Here is a 13,036-nt window from a genome sequence, read left to right as displayed (position 1 = left end):
GTGGATCGACCAATGAAGGGACTCGAACCCAGCCTGCTGGAAAAACTGTTCGACGACGCCCCCAAGCAGCCGGGCGCCGGGCCGGTATTCAAGTCCGTCTCGCTGGAGCAGTACAAGGAATCCATTGCCCGTGACCTGGAAGGGCTGCTGAATTCGCGCGCCGCGTTCCAGGAAGGCGACATGAAGGAGTTCCCCAACTGCCGGCAGTCGCTGCTGACCTACGGGCTGGCCGATTTCTCCGCGATGAGCCTGGCCAACGCTTATGATCGCGCCGCCATCTGCCGCTCCCTGGAGCAGGCCGTGGCGCGACACGAGCGCCGGCTCCGCAACGTCAACGTGCACCTGGACGCCGGCAATCAGTTTGCCGGCGGCCTGCACTTCACCATCCATGCGCTGCTGGATCTGGAACCGGCGCGCGAGCCGGTCAGCTTCGACGCGATGCTGCAGCCCTCGACCCTGCAGTACCAGGTCACCCGCGCACGTCGCACGCAGGCCGGCTGATGCAGGACCTGCTTCCTTATTACGAACGCGAACTGGCCTATCTCCGTCGTTACGGACGCGAGTTCGCCGAGCGTTACCCGAAGATTGCCGGCCGCCTGCAACTGTCCGCGGAGGGCAGCCAGGACCCGCATGTCGAGCGGCTGATCGAAGCGTTCGCGCTGCTCAGTGCCCGCGTTTCCAAGCGCATCGAGGACGACTATCCCGAGTTCACCGACGCGCTGCTGGATGTGCTCTATCCACATTACCTACGCCCATTCCCGTCGTGCTCGATCGCCCACTTCGACATGGAAGGGGTAGCCTCCAAACTGAGCGCGCCGGTGCGCGTACCCCGCGGTACCGCCCTGCAGAGCCGCCCCGTGCGTGGCGTTCCGTGTGATTTCCGCACCGCCTACGACGTGGTCCTGGCACCGGTCGGGGTACAGCAGGTGGTCTACCGCAGTGTCGCCGATGCACCGATGGCCACGACGCTGCCGGCGGGCACCGGCGGCCAGATCTCGCTGGGCTTCCAGCTGCTGTCCGATCAGCTCGGCTTCGGCCAGCTGGGCACCGATCAGCTTCGCCTGTTCCTGGATGGCGAGCCGTCGGTGCGGGCCGCTCTGCGCGATGCGCTGATGCTCGGGGTAAAGGCGGCCTATGTCGAATCCGATGGCGATGGCCGCTGGCGACGCCTGGAAAAGGTCCCGCTGAGCCCGGTGGGCTTTGCCGAGGATGAGGCGCTGATCGACTTCCCGGCGCGCTCGCATCCGGCGTACCGGCTGCTGACCGAGCTGTTCGCCTATCCGGAGAAGTTCGGATTCGTCGATCTGCACCTGCCCACAGTGACCGCCGGCGCCAGCCGTCGTTTCACGCTTCACCTGGTGCTGCATGCGCAGGGCCAGGACCGGGGCAACACGATGGTGCTGGAGGAACTGGGTACGCACAATGTGCGCCTGGGCTGCACCCCCATCGTCAACCTTTTCAGGACCAGTGGCGAGCCGATCCGCGTCACCCATCGCACGGTCAACTATCCGGTGCTGGCCGACGCGCGTCGCGCCTTCGCCTACGAGGTGCACTCGATCGACTCGGTGCACCGCATCCGGCAGACACCGCAGGGCGAACTGATCCAGGCCTTCCGTCCGTTCTACTCGCTGCATCACGGTGAAGATCCGGAGCGGACCGGTCAGTACTGGGTGGCACGTCGTGACGAGGATGTCGCACGGCAGAGCCCCGGATTCGAGACGGAGATCAGCTTCGTCGACCTGTCATTCAATCCGGTGCTTCCGCAGACCGACACGGTCAGCCTGGAGCTGACCTGCAGCAACCGCGATCTGCCCAACCAGCTGGCGTTCGGTGTGGCCGGTGGTGACCTGAACATCGAGGGCGGCAGCCCGGCCAGGGCGATCAGCCTGCTGCGCAAGCCGACCAAACCGCTGCGTTTCCGCCATGGCCGCAATGCGCAGTGGCGCCTGATCTCGCACCTGTCGTTGAACCAGCTGTCACTGACCGCCAGCGGCCTGCCAGCGCTGAAGGAGATGCTGCGTCTGTACGACCTGTCCGGCAGCAATGTTTCCGCTCGCCAGATCGACGGCATCCTTGAGCTGCAGCAGACCCCGACCACCACCTGGATGCATGGTCGCCAGTTCGCTTCGGTGGTGCGTGGCCTGGAGATCCGCCTGACGATCAATGAAGCCCACTTCGTGGGTACCGGTGTGGCCGCCTTTGCCCAGGTGATGGACCACTTCTTCGCACTTTACGTGCATGCCAACAGCTTTACCCGTCTGGTGCTGGTTTCCGGCGACAGCGGGGAGGAGATCGTCCGATGCCCAGCGCGCAGCGGCGAATCGATCCTGGCGTAGCCCAGCAGCTGCTCACCGAGCCCCACCGCTTCCAGTTCTTCCAGGCGGTGCGGTTGCTTGAGCAGGTGTTCCAGCGGCAAGGCGTCAAGCCCGGCCAGGCCGTGCCGATGCGCGTGCGCTTCCGCAACTCGCTGTCGCTGGGCTTCCCGGCCACCGAGTTGTCCGCGGAGGGTGAGGTCTACTCGCTGAAGGGCGAGCGGCTGGAGGGGCGCGAGGCCATCGAGCAGGCGCTGCACGGCGAGGAACTGGCCGAGGTCCACCTGACTCCGCAGTTCATGGGCCTGCTGGGCACCGCTGGCGCATTGCCGCTGCATTACACCGAGACCCTGCAGCTGCGCGAGTTGTACCAGCGCGACCGCACCGCGCGCGCGTTCCTGGACATCTTCTCCACACGCGCCGTATCGCTGCACTACGCGGCGTGGAAGAAGCATCGGCTGGCGCTGCAGTACGAACTGGATCGCCGCGAGCGCTTCCTGCCGCTGGTGCTCTCGCTGCTCGGCATGGGCATGAGCGAGCTGCGCGATCGCCTGCACGAGGGCGAGGGCGAGATCTTCGATCAGGCCGTTGCCTATTACGCCGGTGCCGTGCGCCAGCGCCCCGTATCGGCCGTGCTGATGCAGCGCATCCTGTCGGACTATTTCCAGGTGCCGTTGCACCTGGAGCAGTTTGTCGGCGCGTGGTACCGGGTGCCCGCCGGTCAGGCAACGCGGCTGGGCCAGGCCAATGCGGTGCTGGGGGCGAGTGCCCTGGCTGGCGATCGCGTCTGGCAGCGAGACCTGCGCATGCGACTGCGCATCGGGCCGCTGCGGCGCGATCAGTTCGACGCCTTCCTGCCGGGTGGCAGTGCGGCCGAAGCCCTGTCCAAGTGGTTGTCGTTGTTGACCGGCGGCGTTCTCGAGTACGAAGTGCGGCTGGTGCTGCGCGCCGAGGATGTGCAGGGCAGCGCCCTCGGCAGCGGCGGCGGCGCTCGGCTGGGCTGGGACAGCTACATGTGCACCCAGGCGCAGACCACATCGCGTGAGGACACCACCTATGGCATCCACACGCTGCAATGACAACCCGCCGCAGGCGTCCGTGCCTGCGGTCCTCGAACGGTTCCAGCAAGGAGTGCGTGTTTCCGCATGAGCATCAACCTCAAGACCCTGATCAGCAAGCTGGACGACACCTGCCGCCAGGCGGCCGAGCGGGCCGCGAACCTGTGCATGGCCCGCGGCAACTATGAGGTGGACCTGGAGCATCTGTTCCTGGCCCTGCTCGAGCAGCCGCAGAGCGATTTCGTGTTGATTGCCCGTCGCAGCGGCATCCTGCCGGAATCGCTGGAGCGTGATCTCAACGATGAGATCAGTCAGTTCAAGACCGGCAACGGCCGCACGCCGGTGTTTTCCCAGCACATTCCCAAGCTGTTCGAGCACGCCTGGCTGATCGCCTCGCTGGACTCGGAAACCACCCGCATCCGTAGCGGCCATCTGCTGCTGGCGCTGTTGACCGAGCCGGACCTGGCGCAGTTGGCCTACCGTGGCTCGAAGCTGTTCGTGCGTTTCAAGCGCGAAGAGCTCAAGCACGACTTCGCCAAGCTCACCGAGGGCTCGCAGGAGGCGGTGCAGACCGTCCGCTTCGCCGATGCCTCGGCGAAGGACGAGGGCGGTGAGGGCGAGGATGCCGTGTCCGGCGAGGCCAAGGGTGGCCTGTCCAAGACGCCGGCGCTGGACCAGTTCACCACCAACCTGACCCAGCGCGCCCGTGAGGGCAAGATCGATCCGGTGATCGGCCGTGATGGCGAGATCCGCCAGGTGATCGACATCCTGATGCGTCGCCGCCAGAACAACCCGATCCTCACCGGCGAAGCCGGTGTGGGCAAGACCGCCGTGGTCGAAGGGCTTGCCCGGCGCATTGCCGACAAGGACGTGCCGGAGGTGTTGCAGGGTGTCGAGCTGCACACGCTGGACATGGGGCTGCTGCAAGCGGGTGCCAGCGTCAAGGGCGAGTTCGAGAACCGCCTGAAGAACGTGATCGACGAGGTCAAGAAGAGCCCGCATCCGATCATCCTGTTCATCGATGAAGCGCATACGATGATCGGTGCCGGGGGCACCGCCGGCCAGAACGATGCGGCGAACCTGCTCAAGCCGGCGCTGGCCCGCGGTGAGCTGCGCACGATCGCGGCGACCACCTGGAGCGAGTACAAGAAGTACTTCGAGAAGGACGCGGCGCTGGCCCGCCGCTTCCAGGTGGTCAAGGTTGAAGAGCCCAGTGAAGTGCTGGCCGCAGCGATGCTGCGCGGCATGGTCGGGTTGATGGAGTCGCACTTCAACATCCGCGTTCTGGACGAAGCGGTGACCGAAGCCGTGCGTCTGTCGCACCGTTACATCAGTGGCCGCCAGCTGCCGGACAAGGCTGTCAGCGTGCTGGATACCGCCTGCGCGAAGGTCGCGCTTGGACAGAGCGCCACGCCTGCGATCATCGAAGACACCCGCAAGCACCTGGATCGCCTGCAGGCGGAAATCAGCGCGCTGCAGCGCGAAACCGCAGGGGGCAGTGCACAGCACAGCGAGCGCCTGGACGAGCTGCATGCCCAGCAGGCGGAAGCGCAGGCGGTGCTGGCCAGCAATGAGGAGCGCCTCACCCGCGAGCGCGAACTGGCAGGCCGCATTGCCGCGCTGCGCCAGCAGATGGAGCAGGGCCAGGCCCAGGCGGCCGATGGCGAAGCGCCCAGCGATGACGGTGAGGGCGACGTCGCCGTGGCCAAGCCGGCCACCAAGCGCGGCAAGGCCAAGCCGGAACTGTCGCCGCAGCATGCTGAACTGTCGCGACTGCAGGCCGAGCTGCGCGAGTTGCAGGGCGAGACGCCGATGGTCCCGCTGCAGGTCGACGGAACCGTGGTCGCGGAGATCGTGTCGGCATGGACCGGCGTGCCGCTTGGCCGCATGGTCAAGGACGAGATCCGTACCGTGCGCACGCTCGGAAACCTGCTGGTCGAGCGCGTGATCGGACAGGACCACGCGCTGGATGCGATCGCCCAGCGCGTGCGCACCGCCACGGCCAAACTGGAAGACCCGAACAAGCCACGCGGTGTCTTCATGTTCGTCGGCCCCTCCGGTGTCGGCAAGACCGAGACCGCGCTGGCGTTGGCTGACATTCTCTATGGTGGTGAGCGCAAGCTGATCACCATCAACATGAGCGAATACCAGGAAGCGCACAGCGTGTCCGGGCTGAAAGGCTCGCCGCCGGGCTACGTCGGTTATGGCGAAGGCGGCGTGCTGACCGAAGCCGTGCGCCGCAACCCTTACAGCGTGGTGCTGCTTGACGAGGTGGAGAAAGCCCATCCCGACGTGCTGGAGATGTTCTTCCAGGTGTTCGACAAGGGCGTGATGGATGATGCGGAAGGCCGCGAAATCGACTTCCGCAATACCCTCATCATCCTGACCTCCAACATCGGCTCCTCGCAGATCATGCAGGCCTGCCTGAACAAGCCGGCCGAGGAGATTCCGGCGGCCGACGCGCTCGCCGACGCGCTGCGCCCGGTGCTGATGCGCAGCTTCAAGCCGGCCTTCCTCGGCCGCCTCAAGGTCGTACCGTACTACCCGATCAACGATGACGTGCTTGCGCGGATCATCACGCTCAAGCTCGGTCGCATCCGCGACCGCGTCATTGCCAACCACAAGGCCACCTTCAGCTGGGACGACAGTCTGGTGGAGGCCGTGCTTGCGCGTTGCACCGAAGTGGACTCAGGTGCCCGCAACGTTGACCACATCCTCAATGGAACCTTGCTGCCGGAAATCGCCGAGAGCGTGCTGGCGGCGATGGCCGAGGGGAACCGGATCAACGCCATCAAGGTCACCGCCGGCAAGAAGGGTGACTTCAAATACAAAGTGTCTTGACACTGAGCAAATGGAGAAGGCAATGGAATTCTATGGATTCGACCGCGAAGCGGCTCTCAACCACTGTGACAGCCTGGAACTCGGCCTTGGCCGTGAGCTGGACCGTGTGCGTGCCTGGAACCGGCTGCGCCCCGAACATGTGATCGAGCTGCTGGAGACCGCGGTGCCCGCTGCCCGCCAGGATGCCCGCAACGTGGCCGCGCAGATCAGCCGCGGTTCCTGGCGCATCCACATGGATGCCCCGGTCGTGGGCAAGCCGCAGCTGGTGAGCAACGTGCGCGAACTGCAGATCACGGCCGGTGGACGCGATTACCGCCTGAAGATCAGCGAAGGCGTCCGCCTGCAGCTGGAAGAAATCGTCCAGGCCGCCTGATGATCGTGTGAGCCTGTCGCCCCGCACAGGGGCGCAGGCCACGCGGAAGCGGGAACCGGAGGAAGCCGATGCGCACGCCGCATGCAGACCACCTTGAAGCACGGGAAGTCGGGGAATCACCATGGACCTGGTAAACAACCTGCGGGCAGCGCTGGCCGGCCCATCGCATGCACAGCGCTTCCTGCGGCTGCACACCTCGCTGGGGAGCGACGTGCTGGTGGCCGAAACGCTGGATGGCGTCGAACAGATCGACGGCATCGGTTTCCAGTGGACGATCACGGCGCTGTCGCTGGATGCGGGCCTGCCGCTGGGCCCGCTGATCGGGCAGGGCGCGCTGCTGCAGATGCAGCAGGCCAACGGCAGCCTGCGGCCGTTGCATGGACGCATCACCGCCGCCGAGCGGCTGGGCAGCAATGGCGGGCTGGCACGCTACCGGCTGCGCCTGCAGCCGTGGCTGGCGTTCCTGTCGCAGCGGGTGGACAGCTATGTGTTCCACGACAGGACGGTCGTGGAGATCGTCGAGGACATCTTCGCCGACTACGGTGGTCTGGCCCCGGCCTGGCGCTGGTCGCTGGCCGATGGCGGCCAGTACGCCCGGCGCAGCCTGACCACGCAGTACCAGGAAAGCGACCTGGCCTTCCTGCAGCGCCTGCTGGCCGAGGAAGGCATCTATTACTGGTTCGAGCATGCCGGTGACCCTGGCAGTGCCGACTTCGGCAGCCACACCCTGGTGCTGGCCGATCACAGCCATGACACCGCCGAGCTGGGCAGCGTGCGCTTCCATCGGCGCGATGAAAGCGAGCGCAGTGACAGCGTGCAGCAGTGGTCGACCGCGCACCGCTGGCGTCCGGGCAAGGTGCAGCGTGCCACCTGGGACTACCGCACCCTGGAGCGCCGCCAGGCCAGCGCCGAAAGCGGGCAGGCCAACGACCTGGGCATCATCGACCGCGACACCTGCGGCCCCTACGGCTGGCAGGACAATGCCCGCGGCCAGCGCCGCGCGCAGCAGCACCTGGATGCGCTGCGCGTGCGCGCGCAGACCATCGACGGTGCCGGCCAGTGGCGCACGCTGGCCCCGGGCGCACGGTTCGGCCTGTCGCAGCACCCGCAGGTGAGCCAGGACGCGCAGTTCCTGTGCCTGTCGGTGCAGCACCAGGCGCGCAACAACCTCGATGCCGATGTATTCGATGCGCTGGAGCAGACCCTGGGTCCGTCCAGCGTGGCCGCGCCGGCACTGCCGGGCGCGCTGTCGGGCCTGGCCAATGGGCGTGCGCCCGGTGAGGTCTCCACCGCCTTCTACGACAACCGCTTTGTGGCCATCCCGGCCGAAGTGACCTACCGGCCGCAGACCGACGATGGCCATGGCACGCATCTGCATCCGCGGCCGACCATCACCGGCACGCTCAGTGCGATCGTGGTCAGCGATGGCGACCCGCTGCTGTCCGACCGCGACCACCGCATCAAGGTGCAGTTCCCGTGGCAGCGCGGCGGCAACGCCAGCAGCGGGCTGACCCATCCGGGTGGGGACGACAATGCCCCGGCCACCGGGGGGGCCTGGACGTGGGTGCGGGTGATGACCCCATGGGCGGGCGACAACTGGGGCGGCGTGGTGCTGCCACGGCGCGGCCAGGAAGTGCTGGTGGCCTTCCTGGAGGGCGACATCGACCGTCCGGTGGTGGTCGGTGCGGTGTACAACGGCCGTGGCCAGCAGGACGCGCAGCACAACCAGATCAACGGTGGCGGTGCCAACGCCACCGGTAATGCGGCGGCGTGGTTCGAGGGCAACGATCACGCCGCGGTGTATACCGGTTTCAAGAGCCAGGCGCTGGCCGACAGCCAGGGCGGGCAGGGCGGCTACCAGCAGCTGCGCTTCGATGACACGCCGGGCCAGGGCCGCGCGCAGCTGTCCACCACCCAGCACGAGACCACCCTGACCCTGGGCCATCTCAAGGGCGGCCAGGACAACGTGCGCGAGGGCGAGCGGGGCTTTGGTGTGGAACTGTCCACGCAGGCCCAGGGTGCACTGCGCGCCGGCCGTGGCCTGCTGCTGACCACCGAGCCGGGTACGCCGCAGCTGGCGGCGCCGCAGGCACTGAGCCAGTTGCAGGAAAGCCAGCAGCTGCTGCAGCAGCTGGCCGAGTCGGCGGCCAACCAGCAGGCACAGCTTCCGAGTGATCCCAACGAATTGCCGGTGGACACGACGCTGACCGAACTGCAGGAGACCCTGCGCGCCACCCACAGTGGCAGCGCGGCGGGCAGCATTGCCGGTGGCGACGGTGAAGCGCCGGGCTGGAGTGCGCCGGTCCTGCTGGGCAGTGGCGTGGCCGGCGTGCTGAGCCTGACCCCGGCCGACCAGGTGTGGGTGAGTGGCACCCACACCACGCTGGCCAGCGGCGTGGCGCTGAACTGGATGACCCAGGGCTCCTTGACGATGGCCGTCGCCGGCGGGCTGGTGCTGTACACCGCCGGCATGGAACCCAGCGGCGAGAGCCCGAACCAGGAGCGCGGCATCGCGCTGCATGCGGCACAGGGCAAGGTGAGTGCGCGTGCGCACAAGAACCAGGCGATCGTGGCGGCCAAGACGCAGGTACGCATCGCCAGTACCGAAGCGGACGTGCAGCTGTCGGCGCCGAGCAAGCATCTGCTGGCGACGGCGGCCGGGGCCTACATCCGGATCGAGGGCGACAACATCGAACTGGGCGCGCCGGGCAAGGTGGAATTCAAGGCGAGCCAGAGGGAATGGCTGGGGCCGGCGAGTGTGGTGGGGGAGGTGAAGGTGCCAGACGGTTCACACAAGGCATGCGAGTATCGCGTGCGTGCAGCGGAACAGTCGGGCGCCGGCTTGGTCCCACTGGGAGCCTGAGAGATGCAACTCGATCACCGGCTATTCGAAGCTCATCAGTATGCGTTGATCAATCCACTCCAGATCGATCGACGTATCGCCAAGCTTTGGCCATGCGAACCCATCGTTCCCAAGGAGCTCCTTGGGCAGAAGCATCTTCTTCCCTATCTAATCAGACTGGAAGAAATTGAGCCTGATGCGCGTCTAGCGGCACTTGATGAAACTGTGCACTACGCACGCGATCATGACCGCATCCCATTCTCGGCGTTGCTGAAATGCAATGCCGACAGTCAGCGAGTCCGAAATCACTTGGCTCGTATGATGGTGAGAAAATTTGATGGTGAGAAGATGCTATTCAGATACTACGATCCTCGTGTCTGGAACGCGCTGAAGTGGATTCTCTTGTCGTCGCAGCTGGATGCATTGCTTGGTCCCATCAATGCCTGGACCGCAACCGTGGACAGGGGCGCGCGGTGGCAATCATACGAAAACAGTGGTTGTAACAAGGATGGGATGCATCTAACGTCCGATCAGCTGTACGCGATTTCCTCGTTGGCTTCTGTTAACAGGGTGATCGATCGGTTGCATCGAGAGGGTGGGAGCATTGAGGGTGCTGGGCTTTCGAGACGTGTCTTTGACGAGATGGAGAAGGCCGGCGAGTGCGGGCTGACAGACCCTGACGATAAGGAAGCGTATGCATTTGCTTCAGTATTTCAATCACCTGAAGTTCATAACACGCCGCGGTATCAAGAGGCTCTTCGGATCGCCTGCTTAGAGCCTGGCGCGTTCCGCAGTGCCGTCAGCGACCCCTCCGACGAAGAGGTGGATGAACCTTCATTGGAGCAGACAGAACAAGGAGCTTGGCAGCATGGATAAGAGGCCGACACAGTCGTGTGACCCCGCGAAGAAGTGTGATGTCTGCGATCAGGTCGGCTTGCCGATTCTTCCGATCAGATACGCCATCTGCCGTTCAGACGTCAAGGAAATGTGGCAAGGGCCAAGGCTGGGAGGAGGGTTTGGAAAGGATGTGGCCAGTGTCACCCTTCCGGCCAGTGAGGCTCACTACACGTTGCGACTTGCCCGCCAAGGGTATCTTTATGTATTCAACGAGATCCGTGGCGAATGGAAGGGCTATCAGATCACCAGCGACTCCTATCTCTTGGAGTTCGATCCGCATGCGGCTCCTCCACCGCAGGAAGAGTTTCAACCTACATGCGCGCGAATGGCCGATTCGCAGGTGGCCCGCTTCGTTATCATCCCCGACCCCAAGCGAGCTGGAAAAGTTTGGTTTGGCTTCTCGGAGGCTCCATGGACGAAAGAGATCATGGAGCGAAATCGAAAATCCAGCGAGCGCAAGAAGCACATGCGCTGTATTGATGTCCAGATGTGGCTCAAAGGAAAGTCGCTGGATCACGTGGGAAGTGCGGCTGACGCCCCCTCCATGGTCAGCGAGTTCAAGTTTGGCAAGAGGGTAAAATCCGAGTCTGAAGTGAAGATCCCTATGCTCCCCTCAAGTCCGCCACCGGCTGCGGACCCTGGGAAGCCCCGAATTGTGGATCGTGCAGTTGAGACGATCCTCGAAGTCGTTGATGTGTATGCTAATCCTGGCTTTTCGTTCTCCTTTGCGCCTTTTTCAAGGTGTAAACAGGATGTGCCAGGAATGGAGGCATGGCTTCAGAAGAGCTCTTTGTCTGCGCGTCCGATGATGGTTGCGTTGAATGATCCCGCAGGAATAGCGCAGGAGCTTTCCGCACTTATTCGGCAGAAGACCCGAGAGTTCGAAGAGGAAGATGACAGGGGGTGGAAGCATGCAACCTCAGTGGCGATCCGCGGAATCCGGCAGGCAATTGAGGATCAGGCGGCCGCAGAGAAGCTGAGCTCCGTACGTGCCAGCGCGTACACCGGGCGCGCGGCGATGGAGCTGTATGCGGCGGGAATCACTAAAATGCGTGAGGAGTTGACGGCCGAAGAAGACAAGAGGGCCAGGGACTCCGCATGGGATCGCTACCGTGATGATTACAGCCAGCAAGCGCTTGATAGGTTTGACAAAAGCCTCATGCCGGAAATGGAGCGATACATCGCTTCGCACCTGAACCCGATTGCCCAGAGTTTCGTTCGCTGGTACAGGAACGACGATTTCAGGACTTGGCTGGCATGTAATCACCTTGATGAACTGTCATATAGTTCAATGAGATTGACGGAGATCGTCGATAATTCGCTTGAAGGGGTTGTTGGATTTGACTGTGTGCAGGCTGCGCTTCTGGAGGATCTCGCTGGTCGTTTTCAGGACATCAAGAACTGCACTGTTCGAGCGTTGACGCTCAATGACAAGATCGCGGCGGAGGTTATTGAGAAGCAATCCAAGACATTCTTGAGCAATTCAGATAACCCCGGTGCTTGGTCCAACATATTCAAGGCATATGCTCACGTCCTCGATCGAGGAGGTAGCAAGCCCCAGGAACTGCAACAGGGGTTAGGCCTGGTTGCAGGTCTTGTCTTCAAGACGTCTGGGATGTTTGTTACAGCCCTAACCAAGGCAGGATCAACTGTCGCAAAGGCAGGCATCAATATCGCTATTTCTACGGCGACGAGGAACAATCTGGTCGGCCTGCTCGGTGTTCTTTCGGGTAAGCGCATTCAGAGGGTCGGCATTCGTGCCTCGGAGCGTGAGATGGCGCACTTTCTGGTGGAGGCGCTCAGCGAGGGACAATCTGGTGTCAACAAGCGGGAGCTGAGGGCCCGTGTTGATCAGCATCTTCGACAGGAGCTCAGTGAGCGCAGTGGCGCAAGAGTCGCGACAGGCGATCGAAATGCGCGCGGCAGGAAGGTCTTCGAGTGGGCCTTGTTCTGGGATAAGGAAGCGATGGCAGCCGTCCGGAATGGACAACCGGGGGCTATGTCAAACATGCTGATGAGCGAAGATCAGGTGAGGGTCCTGGTGAGGAATCGCGCCGCGCAGTACACCGCTCCACGTGTGAGTTTAGACGTGCGTCTGGGGGTTGTGGGGCTGGTGCTGGACGCTTGGAATGTTGCGGATTCCTACGGCAAATTGGATGACGAAAAAGAGGGGCCGGGTGGGCGTCGCGATCTTAATCTAGGCGCCGCGCTTGCCGGCTTTGCGGGGACCAGTGTCGAGTTGACCGGGTTGGCTCTGGGCAAGTCGATGTGGGGGCGTGCCGCACTGTCCTCAGAGATTCGATTTGGCGCACTTCAAGCCTCCACCCGGGCGGGAATGGTAGGGTTCTTTGGAAAGCTGCTTGGGGCTGTGGGGGGTCTATTGGGCGCGGTAATCGACGGGTGGAAGGCTTATGACGCCTATAAGCGAAATGACGTTCCGATGGTTGCGTTTTATACCGTCACTGCGGTGTCAGGAGCGGTTGTCGCTGTTTTGATGTTGGCTGGCGTGATGACCGCTGGCGTGGGATTTATCGTGCTTTTGGTTCTGGGGCTTATCAGTATGCTCGGCGAGTGGCTAATTAATCTAATTCGGGATGATAAAATTGAGCGTTGGCTTGATATGACGCCATTCGGTGTTCATAACCATGGCTCGTTTGACTCGGTTGACGCACAGGTGGACGCATATAATGCAATGCTTCCCGCAGGAGCCTGA

8 protein-coding genes are annotated in these 13,036 nt (G+C 63.6%); all 8 read left to right on the top strand.

The window, feature by feature from the left end; genetic code table 11:
* Positions 1-12 precede the first annotated feature (12 nt).
* The 8 genes from tssE to ACX9OW_RS06680 all read left to right on the top strand — a co-directional run bounded on the left by tssE (position 13) and on the right by ACX9OW_RS06680 (position 13,036).
* Entirely contained in the window at positions 13-501 is a 489-nt protein-coding gene (gene tssE, locus ACX9OW_RS06715) for a type VI secretion system baseplate subunit TssE (RefSeq protein WP_180877011.1), read from the top strand.
* Positions 501-2,336: a type VI secretion system baseplate subunit TssF gene (gene tssF, locus ACX9OW_RS06710; RefSeq protein WP_053520395.1), complete on the top strand. Its 1,836-nt coding sequence runs from the start codon at positions 501-503 to the stop codon at positions 2,334-2,336. Before tssE ends, tssF begins: the two co-directional genes overlap by 1 nt.
* A complete protein-coding gene (tssG, locus tag ACX9OW_RS06705; protein ID WP_053520394.1) occupies positions 2,300-3,391 on the top strand; it encodes a type VI secretion system baseplate subunit TssG in 1,092 nt (363 codons plus the stop codon). Before tssF ends, tssG begins: the two co-directional genes overlap by 37 nt.
* Before the next feature lie 66 nt (positions 3,392-3,457).
* Positions 3,458-6,211, top strand: coding sequence for a type VI secretion system ATPase TssH (tssH, locus tag ACX9OW_RS06700; protein ID WP_346480741.1), 2,754 nt, complete (start codon positions 3,458-3,460; stop codon positions 6,209-6,211).
* Between the two features lie 22 nt (positions 6,212-6,233).
* Positions 6,234-6,584, top strand: a complete 351-nt coding sequence (locus ACX9OW_RS06695) for a hypothetical protein (RefSeq protein ID WP_053520392.1) — start codon at positions 6,234-6,236, stop codon at positions 6,582-6,584.
* 121 nt (positions 6,585-6,705) lie between these two features.
* Complete coding sequence (locus ACX9OW_RS06690) at positions 6,706-9,447, top strand: type VI secretion system Vgr family protein (RefSeq protein WP_459062098.1); 2,742 nt, start codon at positions 6,706-6,708, stop codon at positions 9,445-9,447.
* 3 nt (positions 9,448-9,450) lie between these two features.
* Positions 9,451-10,302 carry a DUF4123 domain-containing protein gene (locus tag ACX9OW_RS06685; protein ID WP_459062097.1) on the top strand — a complete coding sequence of 284 codons (852 nt, stop codon included), beginning with the start codon at positions 9,451-9,453 and terminating at the stop codon, positions 10,300-10,302.
* Positions 10,295-13,036 (top strand): T6SS effector BTH_I2691 family protein, encoded by a 2,742-nt coding sequence (locus ACX9OW_RS06680; RefSeq protein WP_128989169.1) that lies wholly within the window; start codon positions 10,295-10,297, stop codon positions 13,034-13,036. The genes ACX9OW_RS06685 and ACX9OW_RS06680 overlap by 8 nt, the downstream gene beginning before the upstream one ends.

The organism is Stenotrophomonas genospecies 5, from assembly GCF_054473825.1.
The sequence above is the reverse complement of the archived record's forward strand: the minus strand, read 5'-3'. Positions and strand labels throughout refer to the sequence as shown.

Coding starts and splice junctions, on each gene's coding strand:
- tssE (WP_180877011.1), top strand. CDS start 13: ATGAAGGGACTCGAACCCAGCCTGCTGGAAAAACTGTTCGACGACGCC.
- tssF (WP_053520395.1), top strand. CDS start 501: ATGCAGGACCTGCTTCCTTATTACGAACGCGAACTGGCCTATCTCCGT.
- tssG (WP_053520394.1), top strand. CDS start 2,300: ATGCCCAGCGCGCAGCGGCGAATCGATCCTGGCGTAGCCCAGCAGCTG.
- tssH (WP_346480741.1), top strand. CDS start 3,458: ATGAGCATCAACCTCAAGACCCTGATCAGCAAGCTGGACGACACCTGC.
- ACX9OW_RS06695 (WP_053520392.1), top strand. CDS start 6,234: ATGGAATTCTATGGATTCGACCGCGAAGCGGCTCTCAACCACTGTGAC.
- ACX9OW_RS06690 (WP_459062098.1), top strand. CDS start 6,706: ATGGACCTGGTAAACAACCTGCGGGCAGCGCTGGCCGGCCCATCGCAT.
- ACX9OW_RS06685 (WP_459062097.1), top strand. CDS start 9,451: ATGCAACTCGATCACCGGCTATTCGAAGCTCATCAGTATGCGTTGATC.
- ACX9OW_RS06680 (WP_128989169.1), top strand. CDS start 10,295: ATGGATAAGAGGCCGACACAGTCGTGTGACCCCGCGAAGAAGTGTGAT.